This window comes from Variovorax sp. GW823-FHT04B03 (assembly GCF_058796495.1).
In genome coordinates, this window is record NZ_JBXAIT010000001.1 from 1,198,304 (window position 1) to 1,216,199 (window position 17,896).

Below are 17,896 nucleotides of genomic sequence, written 5' to 3' on the forward strand. Positions count from 1 at the left end.
CGCAGCGGCGCGGTGCGCGCGCTGCGCGGGGGTCATTTCTTGTTGCCGATGCCCAGGTAGGTATCGATGATTCGCTGGTCGTGCAGCAGATCGCCGGCATTGCCTTCGAGCGCCACGGCGCCCATCTCGAGCACGTAGGCGCGGTCGGCCACCTGCAGGGCGGCGCGGGCGTTCTGTTCCACCAGCAGCACCGACACGCCGTGCTTGCGCAGCTGCGACACCACGCGCAGCACCTCGCGCACCACCAGCGGGGCCAGGCCCAGCGACGGCTCGTCGAGCATCAGCAGGCGCGGGCGCGCCATGAGCGCGCGGCCGATGGCCAGCATCTGGCGCTCGCCGCCGGAGAGCGTGGAGGCCATCTGCGGACGGCGCTCCTTCAGGCGTGGAAAGATCTCGAAGATCTCGTCCATGCGCGCGCGCTGGTCGCGCTGGCCCTTGCGCCACTGGTAGAAGCCGCCGAGCAGCAGGTTGTCTTCGACCGACATCTCGCCGAACAGCTCGCGCCGCTCGGGCACCAGCGCCACGCCGCGCGCCACCATGGTCTCGACGCCGGGGCGCGCGATGCGCTCGCCGTCCAGCGACAGCTTGCCGGTCGACTGCAGCAGGCCCATGGCCGCGCACAGCAGCGTGGTCTTGCCGGCGCCGTTGGGGCCGATCACGGTGACGATCTCGCCTTCGTTCACGTGCAGGCGCACGCTGTGCACCGCCTCGACGGTGCGGTAGGCGACGCAGAAGTCTTCCAGTTGAAGAATGGGATGGCTCATCGGGCGTCTTCCAGCAGTTCGTCGTCGGCGCCACCGAGGTAGGCCTCGAGCACGCGCGGGTTGGCCTGCACTTCGGCTGGCGTGCCGGTGGCGATCACGGTGCCGAACTCGAGCACGGTGATGCGGTCGGCGAGGTTCATCACGAACTCCATGTCGTGCTCCACCACGAGGATGCCCAGGCCTTCGGCGCGCAGCTGGCCCAGCAGCTCGGAGAGCGCGCGCTTTTCCAGGTGGCGCAGGCCGGCGGCGGGTTCGTCCAGCAGCAGCACCGACGGCTGGCCGGCGAGCGCACGTGCGATCTCGACCACACGCTGCTGCCCCAGCGAGAGCGAGGCGGCCGGCGTGTCGGCATGCGCGCCGAGGCCGCAGCGCTCGATCTGCTTGCGGGCTTCGGCCATCAGCGCGGCTTCTTCGGCGCGGTCCAGCCGCAGCATGGCTGCGAGCCAGCCGCGCTTGGCGCGCAGGTGCGCGCCGAGCGCCACGTTCTCGACCACGCTGCGCTGGCCCAGCAGGCGCACGTGCTGGAAGGTGCGGCCCAGGCCGCGCGACGCGAAGGCGCGCGAGGGGCGGCCCGACATGGCATCGCCTTCGAGCCGCACTTGGCCCGAGCTGGGGTCGTCCACGCCCGAGATCATGTTGAAGAAGGTGCTCTTGCCCGCGCCGTTCGGGCCGATCAGCGCGTGGATCTCGCCGGCCTTCAGCGTCATCGAGATGTCGTTGTTGGCGATGAGGCCGCCGAAGCGCTTGCTGACCGCGTCGGCCTGCAAGAGCAGCGTGCCCGCCGCCGGCAGCACGCGCTGTGCGAGCTGCGCCGTCGGTGCGGCTGCGTTGGCTGCGGGCACCTTGGCCACCGGCCGCACCCAGCGGCTCACGAGCCGCGCCAGCGTGGGCCACAGGCCGTCGGCAAAACGCTGCAGCACGAACAGCATCAGCAGGCCGAACACCACCACCTCGAAGTTGCCGCTGGTGCCCAGCAGCGCGGGCAGGATGTCCTGCAGCTTCTCCTTCAGCAGCGTGATCAGCGTGGCGCCGAGCACCGCGCCCCACAGGTGGCCCGCGCCGCCGACCACCGCCATGAACAGCATCTCGATGCCGATGTTCAGGTTGAAGGGCGTCGGGTTCACGAAGCGCTGCATGTGCGCGTAGAGCCAGCCCGACACCGCCGCCAGCAGCGCGGCCAGCACGAACAGCTTGATGCGGTGGCGCGCCGTGTCGACGCCCATCGATTCGGCCATGAGCCGGCCGCCCTTGAGCGCGCGGATGGCGCGGCCTTCGCGCGAGTCGAGCAGGTTGTGCAGCGCCCACAGCGCCAGCAGCAGCACGGCCCAGATCACCACGCCGAGCGCGCGCGGCGAGGCCAGCGAGACGCCCGCCACCACCAGCGGCGGCACGCCCGTGATGCCGGTCTGGCCGCCCAGGAACTCCATGTTGCCGAGCAGGAAGTACAGGCTCAGGCCCCAGGCGATGGTGCACAGCGGCAGGTAGTGGCCCGACAGCTTGAGCGTGACCGCGCCGAGCGCCCAGGCCAGCGCGAAGGTCAGCACCAGCCCGAGCAGCAGGCCGAGCCACGGCACCAGCGCCGAACCGGCGATGCCGCCGAGCCAGCCCGCGGCCGTGGGCGAGGTGCAGATCCACGCGGTGGCATAGGCGCCCATGCCGACGAACGCGGCCTGGCCGAAGGAGGTCATGCCGCCCACGCCGGTCAGCATGACCAGCCCGGCGGCCACCAGCGCATACAGGCCGATGTTGCTGAGCACCGCGACCGTGAAGTCGGGCAGCCAGCCCCAGGCCAGCGCGAGCGCCACGATGCACACCAGCGTGAGCGTGCGCGGCGTGACCAGCGGACGGCCGGCGTGTGCCGTCGTGGCGGAAGAAGTGGTGGGCGACGCGCTCATTCCTCGTCCTCCACATGATGGCTGCGCAGCGAACGCCACCACAGCACCGGAATGATCAACGTGAACACCAGCACTTCCTTGTACGCGCTGGCCCAGAACGAAGAGAAAGCCTCCAGCAGGCCGACCAGCAACGCGCCCGCGAGCGCCAGCGGGTAGCTCGCGAGCCCGCCGACGATGGCGGCCACGAAGCCCTTCAGGCCGATGAGAAAACCGGTGTCGTAGTAGACCGTGGTGATCGGTGCGATCAGCAGGCCCGACACCGCGCCGATGAGCGCCGCGAGCGCAAAGCTCAGGTCGCCCGACAGCTCGGTGGGAATGCCCGAGAGCCGCGCGCCCACGCGGTTGATGGCGGTGGCGCGCAGCGCCTTGCCGACCATGGAGCGGCCGAAGAACCAGAACATCGCAATCACCAAGAGCAGCGTGACGCCCACCACCACGAGCGACTGGCCGCTCACGGGGATGCCGCCGATGTCGAAGCGCACGTCGGAGAACGGCGTGGTGCGCGAACCTTCGGCACCGAAGAAGAACAGGCCCAGGCCGACCAGCACGCCGTGCAGCGCGACCGAGACGATCAGCAGCATCAGCACCGTGGCATCGGCCAGCGGGCGGTACGCCAGGCGGTACAGCAGCGGGCCCAGCGGCGCGATCAGCACCAGTGTGGTCACCGCCTGCATCGTCATCGACGTGGGCTTGAGGCCCAGCACCAGCACCGCGGCGATGGCCGGGAAGGCCACGCACCAGGTGAAGGCCGAGCGCCAGTCGATGGTCGCGCCGCGCTTCCAGCGCCACACCTCCACGGCCAGCGCCATGACGCCCAACGCCACCAGCAGCCACAGCGTGGCCGGCGTGCGCCCGCCCTGCAGCGCCGCCATGGAGAGCGCACCGAAGGCGACGAACTCGCCCTGCGGAATGAAGATCACGCGCGTGACCGAAAACACCAGCACCAGCGCGAGCGCCATCAGTCCGTAGACCGCGCCGTTCACGATGCCGTCCTGCCCCAGCAACAGGGCAATCTGCAAGTCCATAAAACAACCTTCGGGCGTCGCCCGTGATTCAGATCAGGAACACCGAGGAACCGGCTTTGCCGGGCCTCAGGTGTTGCCCCCGGTAGGGGGTTGGAGAGGCGACACGAAGTGCGCGAAGCCTGGGGGCGAGTTCAGTGCTTCAGGGCTGGAATTTCCAGGCGCCGTTTTCGATCTTGACCATCACGCGCGCGCGCTGGTCCAGGCCCAGGTGGTCCGCCGCGGTCATGTTGAACACGCCGTGCGCGCCCGACACGTCCTTGGTCTGCTCGAGCGCATCGCGCAGCGCGGCGCGGAACTCGGGCGTGCCAGGCTGGGCCTTCTTCAGCGCGACCGGCACGGCCGAGCTCATCAGGAGGCCCGCGTCCCAGGCGTGCGCGCCGAAGGTCGAGACCGTGCCCTTGCCATAGGCGGCTTCATAGGCGGCGACGTAGGCGAGCGCAGACTTCTTCACCGGGTTGCTGGCGGGCAGCTGGTCGGCCACGAGCACCGGGCCGGCCGGCAGGAAGGTGCCGTCCACGTCCTTGCCGCCCACGCGCAGGAAGTCGGCGTTGGCCACGCCGTGCGTCTGGTACATCTTGCCGGTGTAGCCGCGCTCCTTGAGCGTCTTCTGCGGCAGCGCGGCCGGCGTGCCGGAGCCGGCGACCAGCACCGCGTCGGGCTTGGCCGACATGAGCTTCAGCGCCTGGCCGGTGACCGAGGTGTCGGAGCGCGCATAGCGTTCGTTGGCCACGATCTTGATCTTCTTCAGGTCGGCGGCTTTGGCGAATTCCTGCGCCCAGCCTTCGCCGTACGCGTCGGAGAAGCCGATGAAGCCGACCGTCTTCACGCCGTTGGCGGCCATGTGCTCGGCGATGGCCAGCGACATCATGATGTCGTTCTGCGGCGTCTTGAAGACCCACTTCTTCTTGGCGTCCATCGGCTCGATGATGCGGGCCGAGGCGGCCACCGAGATCATCGGCGTCTGCGCTTCGCTGGCCACGTCGATCATCGCGAGCGAGGCCGGCGTGGTGGTCGAGCCCAGGATCACGTCGACCTTGTTCTCGGCGATCAGCTTGCGCGTGTTGTTCACGGCGGCCGTGGTGTCGGAGGCATCGTCCAGCACGATGTAGTTGATCTTCTGCCCGCCGATCGTCTTGGGCATCAGCGCGATGGTGTTCTTCTCGGGAATGCCGAGCGACGCCGCCGGCCCGGTGGCCGAGATGGTCACGCCGACGTTGACGTCGGCCCAGGCCGAGAGGGCCGTGGCGCACAGGGCGGCGATCAGCAGGGGCTTGAAGAATTTCATGGTTGGTTTGTCTCCGGGTTGAAAGGGGAAAGGCCGAGGGAAAAGCCGTGCGTTCAACGCTCGTCGAAGGACAGCGTGACGCGTTCGGTCAGGGGGTGGGCCTGGCAGGTCAGCACGAATCCCGCGGCCACCTCATTCTTGTCGAGCGCGAAGTTTCTTTCCATGCGGACTTCCCCGTCCACGCACTTCGCGCGGCAGGTGCCGCACACGCCCGAGGTGCACGAGAACGGCACCTCGAGCCCGGCTGCCGACGCCGCATCGAGGATGCTGGGCTGGCCCTCGGTGTAGGTGATCTCGCGCTGCAGGCCGTCGCGCACGATGGTCACGCGCGCCTGCTTGGCGTCGCCCGGCTGCGCCTCGTGCACCACCGCGCCGACCTGGCTGGCCGAAGGCAGCGCGACGCCGAAGCGCTCGATGTGGATGCGGTCCTCGGGCACGCCCGCGGCGAGCAGCGCGGCCTCGGCCTCGTCGTTCATCTGGAACGGGCCGCACACGTACACGTGGTCGATCTGCGCGGCGGGCACCACCGAGGCCAGGAACTCGCCGATCTTCTCGCGGTTCATCACGCCGAAGCCCAGCGGCGAATCGGTGTGCTCGTCGGAGAACACGTGCTGCAGCACGAGCCGCGTCATGTAGCGGTTCTTCAGGTCCTCGATCTCTTCCTTGAACATCGTGGACTGCAGCTGGCGGTTGCCGTAGATCAGCGTGAAGCGGCTCTTGGGCTCGCGCGCCAGCACGGTCTTCATGATCGACAGGATCGGCGTGATGCCGCTGCCGCCGGCGATGCCCACGTGGTGGCGCGCGGCCTCGGGCTCGATGGGCACGAAGAAGCGGCCTTGCGGCGCCATTACCTGCAGGCTGTCGCCGGGTTGCAGGTGGGCGTTGATCCAGTTGGAGAACACGCCGCCGCGCACCTTGCGCACGCCGACGCGCAGCTCGCCGTCGTCGAGGCCGGCGCAGATCGAATAGGAACGGCGCAGGTCCTGGCCGTCGATGTCATGGCGCAGCGTGAGGTACTGGCCCTGCGTGAAGCCGAAGACTTCGCGCAGCGCGGGCGGCACCTCGAACGAGACGATGACGGCCTCGTGCGTGTCGGGCTCGATGGCCTTCACGCGCAGGGGGTGGAAGAGGGTGCTCATCGTGGGCGTGCCTCAGATAGGCTTGAAATGTTCGAAGGGTTCGCGGCAGGCCATGCAGCGGTACAGGGCCTTGCAGGCGGTGGAGCCGAAAGCCGACAGGCGCTCGGTGCGCTCGCTCGCGCAGCGCGGGCAGGCGATGCGCTCGCCTGCCATGCGGCCGAAGAGCTTGATCGGCATGGCGGTGTTGGAGGCCTGCTCGGGCGTGAGGTGCGCGGGCGGCGCGATGCCGTAGGCCTTGAGCTTGTCGCGGCCTGCGTCGCTGATCCAGTCGCTGGTCCAGGCGGGTGCGCGGCGCAGCGTGGCGCGCGCACGGCCCAGGCCTGCGTTCTCGATGGCGGCCAGCACGTCGTGCTCGATGGCTTCGGTGGCGGGGCAGCCGGAGTAGGTCGGCGTGAGCACGATCTCCAGGCCGTCGTCGTGCTCGATCACCTCGCGCACGATGCCCAGGTCGCAGACCGACACGGCCGGCACCTCGGGGTCGGGCACGGTGTGCAGCACGGCCCACGCCGCATCAATGCGCGACGCCAGTGCGTTCGTCACCACACGCCTCCGGGGAAGCTGCGCTGCAGGTGCTGCATCTCGGCCAGGATGTAGCCCATGTGCTCGCTGTGCACGCCGTGCTTGCCGGTGCTGCGGAAAGCGGCTTCCTTCGGCATGGCGAGGCCGGCGGCGTCGAGCACCTGCTGCATCTCGGCCAGCCACGGCTCGCGCAGTTCGCTCCAGGCCGGGCCGAGGCCGCTGGCGCTGGCCTGTGCATCGACGTCGTCGCTGTCGAACAGCTCGGGCACGTAGAGCCACAGCTGCTTGAGCGCCTTCTCGGTGCGGCGGCGCGATTCGTCGGTGCCGTCGCCCAGGCGCACGACCCAGTCGGCCGAGTGCTGCTGGTGGTAGCGCGCTTCCTTCAGCGCCTTGCCGGCGATGGCGGCCACCTCGGCGTCGTTCGATGCGGCCAGGCGTTGCCACAGCAGCTTGAGCAGCGTGGCGACCATGGTGTTGCGCAGCACGGCAAAGGCGAAGTCGCCGCGCGGCAGCTCGACCAGCGTGAGGTTGAAGTAGTCGCGCTCGTCGCGCAGGTAGGCGAGCTGGTCTTCGTCGTGCGCGCGGCCGGCGCCTTCGAGCTGGCCGGCGTGCGTGAGCACGGCGCGGGCCTGGCCGACGAGGTCGAGCGCGATGTTGGCCATCGCGATGTCTTCTTCGAGCACCGGTGCGTGGCCGCACCATTCGCCCAGGCGCTGCGCGAGCACCAGGCAGGTGTCTCCGATGCGCAGCAGGTAGTGCACGGCGGGCGTGCGGTTCAGTTCGATCGAGGCTTGCATGGCGTGCCGTTCCTGGCTCACATGTGGTCCACGGACTTGGGCAGCGCGTAGAAGGTGGGGTGGCGGTAGACCTTGTCTTCGGCCGGGTCGAAGAACATGTCCTTGTCGCCCGGGTCGCTGGCCACGATCTGGTCGGAGCGCACCACCCAGATGCTGCTGCCTTCCTGGCGGCGCGTGTAGACGTCGCGCGCCATCTGGATCGCCATCTTCGGGTCGGCCGCGTGCAGGCTGCCGCAGTGCTTGTGATCGAGGCCGGCCTTGCTGCGCACGAACACTTCCCACAGAGGCCACTCTTGCTTCATTTCGGTGCTCATGCTGCTTCCTTCAGAGGTTGTTTGTTGGCGTGGGCGAGGGCGGCTTCGCGCACCCAGGCGCCGTCGTCCCAGGCATCGACGCGGGCCTGCAGGCGTTCGCGGTTGCAGGGGCCGTCGCCGGCGATCACGCGCCAGAATTCGCTCCAGTCGATGACGCCGAAGTCATGCGCCTGGCGTTCTTCGTTCCACTTGAGGTCGGGGTCGGGCAGCGTCACGCCGAGGATCGCGGCCTGTTCGACGGTGGCGTCGATGAACTTCTGGCGCAGCTCGTCGTTGCTGAAGCGCTTGATGCCCCAGCGCATCGACTGCGCCGAGTTGGGCGACTGGTCGTCCGGCGGGCCGAACATCATGATCGAGGGCCACCACCAGCGGTTGACCGCGTCCTGCACCATCGCCTTCTGCGCGTCGGTGCCCTGCTTCATCATCGTCAGCAGCGCTTCGTAGCCCTGGCGCTGGTGAAAGCTCTCTTCGCGGCAGATGCGGATCATGGCGCGCGCATACGGTGCGTACGAGCAGCGGCAGATCGGCACCTGGTTCATGATGGCCGCGCCGTCGACCAGCCAGCCGATGGTGCCCATGTCGGCCCAGCTGAGCGTGGGGTAGTTGAAGATCGAGCTGTACTTGGCCTTGCCGGTGTGCAGCGCGTCGAACATCTGGTCGCGCGAGGTGCCCAGCGTTTCGGCGGCGGCGTACAGGTACAGGCCGTGGCCGCCTTCGTCCTGCACCTTGGCCAGCAGGATGGCCTTGCGCTTGAGCGTGGGCGCGCGGCTGATCCAGTTGCCCTCGGGCAGCATGCCGACGATTTCGGAGTGCGCGTGCTGGCTGATCTGGCGCACCAGCGTCTTGCGGTAGTGCTCGGGCATCCAGTCTTTCGCCTCGATGAAGTCGCCGGCGTCGATGCGCGCATCGAAGCGTTCCTCGAGACGCAGCTCGTCGGCGGAGCGCACGGCCTTCTGCTTGCCGTCGCCTGCGTCCTTGCCCATCGTGTCCATGGCCTGGGTGTACATGTGCGTGTCCTTTCGGTGCGGTGTGTGGGGCGCGCGGGCGCTCAGCGCGGGCGCGTGTCGACGACGCGCCGGGCCTTGCCGGTCTGCGTGCGTTCCATTTCGTCGGGGCCGTGCACGACCACGCGGGTGGAGATGCCGATCAGCGTCTTCACGCGGTGCTGCACCCACTCGGAAATCGCGTTGCGGTCGGCCGCGGCGGCTTCGTGCGGCGTGAGTTCGCAGTGCACCTCGACCTGGTCGAGCAGGCCTTCGCGGCTCACGCGCACCTGGTACAGGCCGGTGAGGGCGCTGTGCGCGAGCACGATCTCTTCCACCTGCGTGGGGAAGACGTTCACGCCGCGGATGATCATCATGTCGTCGCTGCGCCCGACGATCTTGCCCATGCGGCGGAACGACCGCGAGGTGGGCGGCAACAGGCGCGTGAGGTCGCGCGTGCGGTAGCGCACGATGGGCATGGCCTCCTTGCTCAGCGAGGTGAAGACCAGTTCGCCTTCTTCGCCGTCGGCCTTCAGCTCGCCCGTTTCGGGGTCGATGATCTCGGGGTAGAAGTGGTCTTCCCAGATCACCGGGCCGTCCTTGCTCTCGACGCATTCGCTGGCCACGCCCGGGCCCATCACTTCGGAGAGGCCGTAGATGTCGACGGCGTCGATGCCGGCGCGGGTCTCGATGTCGCGGCGCATGGCCTCGGTCCACGGCTCGGCGCCGAAGATGCCGACCTTGAGCGAGCTGTCTTTCGCATCGAGGCCCTGGCGCTCGAACTGCTCGATGATCACCTGCATGTAGCTGGGCGTGACCATGATGATGTCGGGCTTGAAGTCCTGGATGAGCTGCACCTGCTTCTCGGTCTGGCCGCCCGACATCGGGATGACGGTGCAGCCCGCGCGCTCGGCGCCGTAGTGCGCGCCCAGGCCGCCCGTGAAGAGGCCGTAGCCGTAGGCCACATGGATCATGTCGCCGGGCCGTCCGCCTGCCGCGCGGATCGAGCGCGCAACGAGGTCGGCCCAGGTGTCGATGTCTTTCTTGGTGTAGCCCACCACGGTCGGCTTGCCGGTGGTGCCCGACGACGCGTGGATGCGTGCCACCTGCGTGCGCGGCACGGCGAACATGCCGAAGGGGTAGTTGTCGCGCAGGTCGGTCTTCACCGTGAACGGGAATTTCGACAGGTCGGCCAGCGACTTCAGGTCGTCGGGGTGCACGCCCTTGGCATCGAAGGCCTGGCGGTAGTGCGGCACGTGGTCGTAGGCGTTGCGCAGCGTGGCGCGCAGGCGCGTGAGTTGCAGGGCGGCGATCTCGTCGCGGCTGGCGGTTTCGATCGGGTCGAGGTCGCCGGGGGCGGGGCGTTTCACGGTCATGGTGGGGTGTCTCCTCAAGCGGCCGGGACGGCCGGCCGGCCCTTGGCGGTGTACGAGCGACCGCGGAACATCGCGATGCGCTCGCCGCGCTGGTTGGTGATTTCGGTGTCGTACACGCCGGTGCGGCCGGCCTTGGAGACTTCGAAGCAGCGCGCGGTGAGCACGTCGCCCTCGCGCGCCGGCGCGAGGAAGTCGATGGCGAAGCCCGAGGCCACGGTCAGCTCGTTGTACGAGTTGCAGGCGAAGGCGAAGGTGGAGTCGGCCAGCGTGGCCATGAAGCCGCCGTGGCAGATGGCGTGGCCGTTGAGCATGTCGGGGCGCACGCGCATCTCGAGCGTGGCCTGACCGGGGCCGACCTCCACGATGCGCATGCCCAGGCCCTTGCTGGCGTTGTCGTTCGCGAACATGCCGTCGCGCACGAACTCGGCGGTCTGTTGCGGGGTGCGGGAAGCGTCGGTCATCTCAGCGGTCCTTGAACACCGGGGCGCGCTTGGCGCGGAAAGCCTCGACCCCTTCGCGGTAGTCGTCGGCGTTGCCCATCTCGCGTTGGATGCGCGCTTCTTCGGCAAGTGCCGCGCCCAGGTCGAGGTTTTGCGCGGCGGCCATCGCTTCGCGGGTGGCGACGAGTGCGCGCGTGGGCATGCCGGCCAGGCGCGTCGCCAGCGCGGCGGCGGTGTCGGCCAGGGCCGCGTCGTCCACGCACTGCCAGATGAGGCCGATGCGCGCGGCGTCTTCGGCCGGCAGCTTGTCGCCCAGCATCGCGATGCCCAGCGCGCGCGCCGGGCCCACGAGGCGCGGCAGCAGCCAGGTGCCGCCGGTGTCGGGCACGAGGCCGATCTTGGTGAAGGCCTGGATGAAGCTGGCCGAGCGGCCGGCCACGACGAGGTCGCAGCACAGCGCGAGGTTGGCGCCCGCGCCGGCCGCCACGCCGTTGACGGCGGCAACCACTGGCACCGGCATCGAGCGCAGGCGCGCGACCAGCGGGCCGTAATAGGTGGAGATGACGTGGCCCAGGTCCTTGGGCGCGGCGCCCGGCGTGGGGTCGGGCGCGACCGACGGGTCGGCCAGGTCCTGCCCCGCGCAGAAGGCGCGGCCGGCGCCGGTGAGCACCACGCAGCGCACGCTGCTGTCGGCGGCCGCGGCTTCGAGCGCGGCCAGCAGCTCGGCGTGCAACCCGGTCGTGAAGCTGTTGAGCGCCGCAGGGCGGTTCAGGCTCAGCGTGCGGACGGCGCCGGCGTTGCTGATGAGTACCAAAGGCTCAGTCATGCGTGTCTCTTTCATCCTTTGTGGGGACGGCTCGGTGCGTAAACACTATTGACCGACCGTTCGGTTGATTTTAGGATCGACCTCGATTCCGGCACAAGCGGGGTGCCTTCAGGGCAAACCCTGAGGCCTGCGAAAAAACAAGGAGACCGAATGCCCAGCTATTCCATCGACGGCGTGATTCCTGTCGTCGACCCGAGCGCCTACGTGCATCCCACGGCCGTGCTGATCGGCGACGTGATCGTCGGCCCCAACTGCTACGTCGGCCCCTGCGCCAGCCTGCGCGGCGACTTCGGCCGCATCGTCTTGCAGGAGGGCTCCAACGTGCAGGACCACTGCTGCATCCACGGCTTTCCCGACAACGACACGGTGGTGGAGGTCAACGGCCACATCGGCCATGGCGCGATCCTGCACAGCTGCATCGTGCGGCGCGACGCGCTGGTGGGCATGAACGCGGTGGTGATGGACGAGGCCGAGGTGGGCGAGAAAGCCATCGTCGCGGCCTGTGCCTTCGTGCCCGCCGGCATGAAGGTGCCCGCGCGCTCGCTCGCGGCGGGCATCCCAGCCAAGGTGCGGCGCGAGCTCAGCGACGAAGAGATCGCCTGGAAGCTCGAAGGCACGCAGACCTACCAGGCGCTGACGGTGCGCAGCCTGGCCAGCCTGCACGAGGTGGCGCCGCTCGCCGAGGTGGAAAAAGACCGGCCGCGCCTGCCCGCCACCGACGTGAAATCCCTGATCGCCACCCGCCGCGGCTAGCCCTGCGGCTTCATGCAAGATCGAGCCTGCTGCACGCCAGCAACCGACAGACAACCCAGGAAGAAGACCCGATGCCGCGTGGAAGATCCGCCACCTACGACGACCAGCGCGAACTGATCCTCGCGCAGGCCGCCCAGCTGTTCGCCCGCCGCGGCTACCCCGCGACCTCGATGAACCAGGTCGCCGAGGCCTGCAACCTGTCGAAGGCCACGCTCTACCACTACTACAAGGACAAGAGCAGCCTGCTCATCAGCATCGCCGAGACGCACGTCTCGAAGCTGGCGGCCCTGGTGGCCGAGGAAGAGGCCCAGCCGTCCACCGACGAGGAGCGGCTGCGCCGCTTCATCTACCGCATCGTCGAGGAGTACGCCGGCGCGCAGGACGCGCACCGCGTGCTGACCGACGACGTGCGCTTTCTCGAGGACGAAGACCGCGAGCGCGTGCTCGACCAGGAACGCGCCGTGGTCGCGGGCTTTGCGCGCGCCGTGTCGGCGCTGCGCCCCGGCGCGCCGAGCGACGAGCTCGCCAAGCCGCTGACCATGCTGCTGTTCGGCATGATCAACTGGATGTTCACCTGGATGAAGCCCGGCGGCCGGCTCGACCACGCGGCCATCGCGCCGATCGTGGCCGACCTGTTCCTGGGCGGGGTGGGGGCGGTGAAGCTGCCGCCCGCCGTGGCAGAAAACAGCGCTAAAGAATCCGGTTGAACCAGAGCAGCGACAGCCCCGCCGACAGCAGCGTGAGCACCGCCGCGCCCAGCGCGAACAGCGCCGAGATCTCGGTTTCCTTCTTCTCGACGGTGAGCTTGGAGCTCAGCGTCTCGTAGACCTTCTTCAGGTCGCTCGCGGTGCCGGCGTAGAAATATTCGGCGCTGGTCTTGTTGGCGATGGCCTTGAGGGTTTCTTCGTCCAGCCGCACGCGCATCGACCAGCCTTCGAAGCCGATGGTCTCGCCGTCGACCGTGCCCACGCCCACCGTGTAGATGCGCACGCCGCGGTCGGCCGCGGCCTTGGCGGCGTCCAGCGGGTCGACGCCGGTGGTGCGCTGGCCGTCGGTCAGCATGATGATCGCGGCCGAGGTGAACGAGCCGGGCGCCACGGGCGTGAACTCCTTGAGCTGCTTCTCGTTCTGGTCGATCGGGATGCCGCGCTGGCGGCTGGGCGCGCTGAACTGCGAGATGTCGATGCCCGCGTCGGGGAACAGCGTGGCCAGCGACACCACGATGGCGTTGCCCGTGGCCGTGGCGCGCTGCAGCTGGAAGCTGTCGATGGCCGTCACGAGGTCGTCGTGGTTGGTGGTGGGCAGCTGCGCCACCTGTGCGCTGCCCGCGAAGGCGACGATGCCCACCTTCACATGGCGCGGCAGGTCCTTGATGAAGCTCTTGGCCGCTTCCTGCGCCGCCACCAGCCGGTTGGGTTGCACGTCGGCCGCGCGCATGCTGCCCGACACGTCCATTGCCAGGATGATGGTCTGCTGGTTCGACGGCAGCACCACCACCGCCATCGGCCGCGCCGCCGCCACGAGCATCGCGGTGATGGCCACCAGGAACAGCAGCGGCGGGATGTGACGCCGCAGGCTCTGGCCCGGGCCCATGGCCTCGCGCACGATCGACAGACTGGCGTAGCGCACCGCCATCTTCTTCTTGCGGCGGATCAGCCAGACATACAGGAGCACCAGCAGCGGCAAGGCCGCCAGCAGCCAGAGGAATTGAGGCCAGAGGAATGTCATGCCGCCACCACCGCCTTCCCGCCACCCGCTGCGACGCCGCGGACCCGGCGCTTGCGCAGGTCCGCGAATCGCACGATGGCTTCGACCAGATCGTCGTTGGTCGAGAGTTCGAGGGCGTCGACGCCGGCCCGGGCCAGCGACTCGCGCAGGGTGGTCTCGCGTTCGGCGGCCAGCCGCGCGAAGCGTTTGCGGAACCCCGCGTCATGGGTGTCGACCCACAGCTGCTCGCCGGTCTCGGCGTCGCGCAGCGGCACCAGGCCGAGGTCGGGCAGCTCGAGCTCGAGCGGATCGAAGAGGCGCACGGCAATCACTTCGTGCCGTTGCACCAGCTGGCCCAGCGGGCGCTCCCAGCCGGGCTCGCTGAGAAAGTCGGACACCACGAACACGGTGGAGCGGCGCGGCATGAGCGCTGCGGCGGAGGTCAGCAGGTCGGCCAGGCGGGTCATGCCTTTCTGCGCGGGCGCGGCTTCGGCCTGGTTCGCGCGCTTTTCCATCGCGTGCAGCAGGTGCAGCACATGGCGGCGGCCGGTGCGCGGCGGGATCACGGCCTCGAGGTCGCGGCCGTAGACCAGTGCGCCGACCCGGTTGCCGTGCCGCGTGAGCAGCCGCGCGAGCACGCCGACGAAGCCGGCCGAGATCTCGCGCTTGGCCTTCAGGCCCGAGCCGAAGTCGACCGAGCGGCTCAGGTCGAGCACGAACCACGCGGCCATCTCGCGGTCTTCGGTGAACACGCGCACGTGCGGCGTCTGCAGCCGCGCGGTGACGTTCCAGTCGATGTGGCGCACGTCGTCGTGGTGCTGGTACTCGCGCAGGTCGGCCAGGTCCAGGCCGGTGCCGCGCATGAGCGTGCGGTAGTCGCCCTGCAGCAGGCCGTCGAGGCGGCGGATCACGGTCCATTCGAGCCGGCGCAGCGCGCGTTCGGCCCCGCCGGCTTCGATCGCGAGCCGTTCGTCGTTCGCGGCCTCGGGGGCCTTACGCCACCAGCTTTTCATGTTCGAGGGGCTTGGGGGGAGCGGGAACGGCCTTCATGATCTTCTCGATCAGCCCGTCGGGCGTGAGCCCTTCGGACAGGCCCTCGTAGGACAGCGTCACGCGGTGGCGCAGCACATCGGGCACCAGCGCGCTCATGTCTTCGGGCAGCGCGTAGCTGCGACCGCGCAGCAGCGCCAGGGCGCGCGCGCCTTCGGTGAGGCTGATGCTCGCGCGCGGGCTGGCGCCGAAGGTGATGAAGCGGCGCAGGTCCTTCAGGCCGTGCTTCTCGGGCGTGCGCGTGGCCGACACGAGCTTGACGGCGTACTGGATCAGCGAAGGGTCGACGTACACGCGCCGCGCCTCGGCCTGCAGCTCGGCCAGCTGTTCGGTGGTGGCGACCGGCGTGGCCGAGACGGGCGGGCCGATCACGCGTTGCACGATCACGAACTCTTCTTCATCGCTCGGGTAGTCGACCATGACCTTCATCATGAAACGATCGACCTGCGCCTCAGGCAGCGGGTAGGTGCCCTCGGTCTCGATCGGGTTCTGCGTCGCCATCACGAGAAAGGGGCGCGGCACCTTGTGCGTTTCGCCGGCGATGGTGACCTGGCGCTCCTGCATCACCTCGAGCAGCGCGCTTTGCACCTTGGCCGGCGCGCGGTTGATTTCGTCGGCCAAAAGCAGGTTGGCGAACACCGGGCCCAGCGAGGTGCTGAACTCGCCCGTCTTCTGGTTGTAGATGCGCGTGCCCACGAGGTCGGCCGGCACCAGGTCGGGCGTGAACTGGATGCGTTTGAACTGGCCGCGCACGGTGTCGGCCAGCGTCTTGATGGTGAGCGTCTTGGCCAGCCCCGGCACGCCTTCGACCAGCAGGTGGCCGCCTGCGAGCATCGCGACCATCACGCGCTCGAGAAAGCGATCCTGCCCCACGACCACGCGCTTCACCTCGTAGAGGATCTGCTCCATCAGCTCGGCGGTGGCGGGGGCTGTTGCAAAGGTCGACGAGGTCGGGTTTTCTGTGCTCATGCGAAGGGCTTTCGAAGAAATCAGAAAGGCGGCGAGCCGGCCGCCGAAGCGGCGTTCTCGATCGGCACCGCGAAGCCGATGCCGATGAAGGTGCGCTGCTGCGTCGGGTTGAGGATGGCGGTGACGATGCCCAGCACCTCGCCGTCCATGTTGATGAGCGGGCCGCCCGAATTGCCGGGGTTGGCGGCGGCGTCGAACTGGATCAGGTTACCCAGCTCCTGCTTGCCCTCGGGCGAGCGGAAGGAGCGCTTCAGTCCCGACACCACGCCGGCCGACACCGAGGGCCCGATGCCGAACGGAAAGCCCACGGCCGCCACCTGGTCGCCGGAGCGCAGGTCGGCGGTGGAGCGCATCACGGCGGGGATCAGGTCGTCGGGAATCTTCTGGGCCTGCAGCACGGCCAGGTCGTTCTCGGGCTGCACGCCGGTGATGACGGCCACCGCTTCGAGCCCGTCGGCGAAAGTGACCTTGATCTTCTCGGCGCCGGCGACCACGTGCAGGTTGGTGAGGATCACGCCCTTGTCGACGATCACCACGCCCGTGCCCACGCCGCGCTCGACCTCGCCCGGCGTGCCGCCGTCGGCGGGCGCCTCGGGCGGCTTGCCCTTGGCCATGTTGCGGCCACGCTTCTGGGTCTTGGCCTCGGGCGTGGCCTTCTCGGGGCCGTAGCCGACCACGCGCACCACCGAGGGCCGCACGATGTCGGCGGCCTTGGCCGCGGGCGAGGGCAGGGTGGCGGTCTGCAGCGTGCGCAGCACGGCGGCGTCGATGTCTTTCTGCGTGAGCGCCTTGGCGCCCTGGCGCGGTGCCCAGAAGGCGCCGCCGGCGGCGATGGCGATGCAGCTGACGGTGAGCAGTGCGAAGGCGCGGCGCCCGGGCTGCCAGCGTGCGCGAGGGGGTGGGGCTTGCACGGCGTCGGCCTCGGCCACAGCCGCGGCATCCGCCGGCGACCCGGCCGCCGGTGCTGCGGCCGGCGGCAGCGTGCGGGGCGAGCGGCTGTAGAAAGCGGGCCTGCGCATCGGAGCACCTCCGGCAAAAAAGGACGCGTGAAGGAGTTCACAGTAGCACGCTTTCCGCGCCTGTGCATCCCTTCGGGCATCATCGCGCGATGGCTGCGTTTGTCGATACCCACTGTCACCTCGATGCGCCCGAATTCGGTGCCGAGATGCCCGTCATCCGCGCCCGCGCGGCGGCGCAGGGCGTGGTGCTGTGCGTCATTCCGGCGGTGGCGGCCTTCAACTTCGCCACCGTGCGCGAACTGGCCCACGCGCAGGGCGACGCCTACGCGCTGGGCATCCACCCGCTGTGCACGGGGCAGGCGAGCGATGCCGACCTGCAGACGCTCGATGCCGAACTGCACGCGCGGCGCGACGATCCGCGCCTGGTGGCGGTCGGCGAGATCGGGCTCGACTACTTCGTGGAAGGCCTGGACGCCGATAGACAGGAACGCTTCTTTCACACTCAGTTGCAACTGGCGCGCAAGCACGGGCTGCCCGTGCTCATCCATGTGCGGCGCTCGGTCGACAAGGTGCTCAAGCATCTGCGCCAGACCGCGGGAGGGCGGCCGTGGCACGGCATCGCCCACGCGTTCAACGGTAGCGAGCAGCAGGCGCAGGCCTGCATCGAGATCGGCCTGAAGCTGGGCTTCGGCGGCGCCGTGACCTTCGAGCGCGCGCTGCAGCTGCGCCGCCTCGCGGCCACCTTGCCGATGGACGCGCTGGTGATGGAAACCGACGCGCCCGACATCCAGCCGCACTGGCTGTACCGCACGCAGGCGCAGCGCGACGCGGGCCAGGCGCAGGGCCGCAACGAGCCCGGCGAGCTGCCGCGCATCGCCGAAGTGGTCGCGCAGCTGCGGGGCATCGACATCGCGTCGCTGGCCGAAAACACCACGCGCAATGCGGTGGCAGCCCTGCCGAAGCTCCAAAGTCTGCTGAACGTGTCGGAGGGGCGTCCGCCCAGCGCGTAGGCCAAGTTCCCGAGTTGCGCCAGCGCAGGTCATCGGGCCCTTTTTGCTGTCATCCTTGAAGTTCGAAGTGACGTTGGTTGTCCAG

General features: G+C 69.1%; 19 protein-coding genes. 3 read left to right on the top strand and 16 right to left on the bottom strand.

Annotated elements, in window-relative coordinates:
• Window positions 1–32: 32 nt before the first annotated feature.
• The 12 genes from AC1RAD_RS05395 to AC1RAD_RS05450 form a co-directional block, all read right to left on the bottom strand.
• Window positions 33–764 (bottom strand): ABC transporter ATP-binding protein, encoded by a 732-nt coding sequence (locus AC1RAD_RS05395; RefSeq protein WP_062478652.1) that lies wholly within the window; start codon window positions 762–764, stop codon window positions 33–35.
• The gene (locus AC1RAD_RS05400) at window positions 761–2,659 is read right to left on the bottom strand and encodes a branched-chain amino acid ABC transporter ATP-binding protein/permease (protein ID WP_492734131.1); all 1,899 of its coding nucleotides are present in this window, start codon (window positions 2,657–2,659) and stop codon (window positions 761–763) included. The genes AC1RAD_RS05395 and AC1RAD_RS05400 overlap by 4 nt, the downstream gene beginning before the upstream one ends.
• Entirely contained in the window at window positions 2,656–3,684 is a 1,029-nt protein-coding gene (locus AC1RAD_RS05405; protein ID WP_062478648.1) for a branched-chain amino acid ABC transporter permease, read from the bottom strand. The genes AC1RAD_RS05400 and AC1RAD_RS05405 overlap by 4 nt, the downstream gene beginning before the upstream one ends.
• 139 nt (window positions 3,685–3,823) lie before the next feature.
• The gene (locus AC1RAD_RS05410; RefSeq protein ID WP_062478646.1) at window positions 3,824–4,969 is read right to left on the bottom strand and encodes an ABC transporter substrate-binding protein; all 1,146 of its coding nucleotides are present in this window, start codon (window positions 4,967–4,969) and stop codon (window positions 3,824–3,826) included.
• Window positions 4,970–5,022: 53 nt separating this feature from the next.
• Window positions 5,023–6,108 carry a 1,2-phenylacetyl-CoA epoxidase subunit PaaE gene (gene paaE, locus AC1RAD_RS05415; protein ID WP_062478643.1) on the bottom strand — a complete coding sequence of 362 codons (1,086 nt, stop codon included), beginning with the start codon at window positions 6,106–6,108 and terminating at the stop codon, window positions 5,023–5,025.
• A 12-nt stretch (window positions 6,109–6,120) separates the two neighbouring features.
• Entirely contained in the window at window positions 6,121–6,651 is a 531-nt protein-coding gene (gene paaD / locus AC1RAD_RS05420) for a 1,2-phenylacetyl-CoA epoxidase subunit PaaD (protein WP_373866851.1), read from the bottom strand.
• The gene (gene paaC / locus AC1RAD_RS05425; protein WP_159275004.1) at window positions 6,645–7,424 is read right to left on the bottom strand and encodes a 1,2-phenylacetyl-CoA epoxidase subunit PaaC; all 780 of its coding nucleotides are present in this window, start codon (window positions 7,422–7,424) and stop codon (window positions 6,645–6,647) included. The genes paaD and paaC overlap by 7 nt, the downstream gene beginning before the upstream one ends.
• A gap of 17 nt (window positions 7,425–7,441) precedes the next feature.
• Window positions 7,442–7,738 (bottom strand): 1,2-phenylacetyl-CoA epoxidase subunit PaaB, encoded by a 297-nt coding sequence (gene paaB, locus AC1RAD_RS05430; RefSeq protein ID WP_159275003.1) that lies wholly within the window; start codon window positions 7,736–7,738, stop codon window positions 7,442–7,444.
• Entirely contained in the window at window positions 7,735–8,745 is a 1,011-nt protein-coding gene (gene paaA / locus AC1RAD_RS05435) for a 1,2-phenylacetyl-CoA epoxidase subunit PaaA (protein WP_159275002.1), read from the bottom strand. The genes paaB and paaA overlap by 4 nt, the downstream gene beginning before the upstream one ends.
• Before the next feature lie 41 nt (window positions 8,746–8,786).
• Complete coding sequence (gene paaK, locus AC1RAD_RS05440) at window positions 8,787–10,097, bottom strand: phenylacetate--CoA ligase PaaK (RefSeq protein ID WP_159275001.1); 1,311 nt, start codon at window positions 10,095–10,097, stop codon at window positions 8,787–8,789.
• Between the two features lie 14 nt (window positions 10,098–10,111).
• Entirely contained in the window at window positions 10,112–10,558 is a 447-nt protein-coding gene (paaI, locus tag AC1RAD_RS05445; RefSeq protein WP_056578139.1) for a hydroxyphenylacetyl-CoA thioesterase PaaI, read from the bottom strand.
• Window position 10,559: 1 nt separating this feature from the next.
• A complete protein-coding gene (locus tag AC1RAD_RS05450; RefSeq protein ID WP_159275000.1) occupies window positions 10,560–11,363 on the bottom strand; it encodes an enoyl-CoA hydratase-related protein in 804 nt (267 codons plus the stop codon).
• A gap of 150 nt (window positions 11,364–11,513) precedes the next feature.
• On the opposite strand from AC1RAD_RS05450, the gene AC1RAD_RS05455 reads away from it, so the two are divergent.
• Window positions 11,514–12,116, top strand: a complete 603-nt coding sequence (locus AC1RAD_RS05455; RefSeq protein WP_095743881.1) for a phenylacetic acid degradation protein PaaY — start codon at window positions 11,514–11,516, stop codon at window positions 12,114–12,116.
• Window positions 12,117–12,187: 71 nt separating this feature from the next.
• Window positions 12,188–12,823, top strand: a complete 636-nt coding sequence (locus AC1RAD_RS05460; RefSeq protein WP_095743882.1) for a TetR/AcrR family transcriptional regulator — start codon at window positions 12,188–12,190, stop codon at window positions 12,821–12,823.
• Here AC1RAD_RS05460 and AC1RAD_RS05465 read toward each other — a convergent pair.
• From AC1RAD_RS05465 to AC1RAD_RS05480, 4 genes are read right to left on the bottom strand one after another with little or no spacing between them, the layout of a single operon-like run.
• Window positions 12,807–13,844, bottom strand: coding sequence for a VWA domain-containing protein (locus AC1RAD_RS05465; protein WP_062478619.1), 1,038 nt, complete (start codon window positions 13,842–13,844; stop codon window positions 12,807–12,809). The two genes, AC1RAD_RS05460 and AC1RAD_RS05465, sit on opposite strands and share 17 nt — an antisense overlap.
• Window positions 13,841–14,836 carry a DUF58 domain-containing protein gene (locus tag AC1RAD_RS05470; protein ID WP_159274999.1) on the bottom strand — a complete coding sequence of 332 codons (996 nt, stop codon included), beginning with the start codon at window positions 14,834–14,836 and terminating at the stop codon, window positions 13,841–13,843. Before AC1RAD_RS05470 ends, AC1RAD_RS05465 begins: the two co-directional genes overlap by 4 nt.
• A complete protein-coding gene (locus AC1RAD_RS05475) occupies window positions 14,817–15,842 on the bottom strand; it encodes an AAA family ATPase (RefSeq protein ID WP_070063644.1) in 1,026 nt (341 codons plus the stop codon). The genes AC1RAD_RS05470 and AC1RAD_RS05475 overlap by 20 nt, the downstream gene beginning before the upstream one ends.
• A 20-nt stretch (window positions 15,843–15,862) precedes the next feature.
• Window positions 15,863–16,861, bottom strand: coding sequence for a S1C family serine protease (locus tag AC1RAD_RS05480; protein ID WP_070063643.1), 999 nt, complete (start codon window positions 16,859–16,861; stop codon window positions 15,863–15,865).
• Window positions 16,862–16,950: 89 nt separating this feature from the next.
• Here AC1RAD_RS05480 and AC1RAD_RS05485 point away from each other — a divergent pair, with 89 nt between their 5' ends.
• On the top strand, window positions 16,951–17,811 hold the full coding sequence (locus AC1RAD_RS05485) for a TatD family hydrolase (protein WP_159274998.1): 861 nt from the start codon (window positions 16,951–16,953) through the stop codon (window positions 17,809–17,811).
• The last annotated feature ends 85 nt before the right edge of the window (window positions 17,812–17,896 follow it).

Excerpts from the sequence above, each read along its gene's own strand:
- AC1RAD_RS05395 (WP_062478652.1), bottom strand. The coding sequence starts at position 764 with ATGAGCCATCCCATTCTTCAACTGGAAGACTTCTGCGTCGCCTACCGC.
- AC1RAD_RS05400 (WP_492734131.1), bottom strand. The coding sequence starts at position 2,659 with ATGAGCGCGTCGCCCACCACTTCTTCCGCCACGACGGCACACGCCGGC.
- AC1RAD_RS05405 (WP_062478648.1), bottom strand. The coding sequence starts at position 3,684 with ATGGACTTGCAGATTGCCCTGTTGCTGGGGCAGGACGGCATCGTGAAC.
- AC1RAD_RS05410 (WP_062478646.1), bottom strand. The coding sequence starts at position 4,969 with ATGAAATTCTTCAAGCCCCTGCTGATCGCCGCCCTGTGCGCCACGGCC.
- paaE (WP_062478643.1), bottom strand. The coding sequence starts at position 6,108 with ATGAGCACCCTCTTCCACCCCCTGCGCGTGAAGGCCATCGAGCCCGAC.
- paaC (WP_159275004.1), bottom strand. The coding sequence starts at position 7,424 with ATGCAAGCCTCGATCGAACTGAACCGCACGCCCGCCGTGCACTACCTG.
- paaB (WP_159275003.1), bottom strand. The coding sequence starts at position 7,738 with ATGAGCACCGAAATGAAGCAAGAGTGGCCTCTGTGGGAAGTGTTCGTG.
- paaA (WP_159275002.1), bottom strand. The coding sequence starts at position 8,745 with ATGTACACCCAGGCCATGGACACGATGGGCAAGGACGCAGGCGACGGC.
- paaK (WP_159275001.1), bottom strand. The coding sequence starts at position 10,097 with ATGACCGTGAAACGCCCCGCCCCCGGCGACCTCGACCCGATCGAAACC.
- paaI (WP_056578139.1), bottom strand. The coding sequence starts at position 10,558 with ATGACCGACGCTTCCCGCACCCCGCAACAGACCGCCGAGTTCGTGCGC.
- AC1RAD_RS05450 (WP_159275000.1), bottom strand. The coding sequence starts at position 11,363 with ATGACTGAGCCTTTGGTACTCATCAGCAACGCCGGCGCCGTCCGCACG.
- AC1RAD_RS05455 (WP_095743881.1), top strand. The coding sequence starts at position 11,514 with ATGCCCAGCTATTCCATCGACGGCGTGATTCCTGTCGTCGACCCGAGC.
- AC1RAD_RS05460 (WP_095743882.1), top strand. The coding sequence starts at position 12,188 with ATGCCGCGTGGAAGATCCGCCACCTACGACGACCAGCGCGAACTGATC.
- AC1RAD_RS05465 (WP_062478619.1), bottom strand. The coding sequence starts at position 13,844 with ATGACATTCCTCTGGCCTCAATTCCTCTGGCTGCTGGCGGCCTTGCCG.
- AC1RAD_RS05470 (WP_159274999.1), bottom strand. The coding sequence starts at position 14,836 with ATGAAAAGCTGGTGGCGTAAGGCCCCCGAGGCCGCGAACGACGAACGG.
- AC1RAD_RS05475 (WP_070063644.1), bottom strand. The coding sequence starts at position 15,842 with ATGAGCACAGAAAACCCGACCTCGTCGACCTTTGCAACAGCCCCCGCC.
- AC1RAD_RS05480 (WP_070063643.1), bottom strand. The coding sequence starts at position 16,861 with ATGCGCAGGCCCGCTTTCTACAGCCGCTCGCCCCGCACGCTGCCGCCG.
- AC1RAD_RS05485 (WP_159274998.1), top strand. The coding sequence starts at position 16,951 with ATGGCTGCGTTTGTCGATACCCACTGTCACCTCGATGCGCCCGAATTC.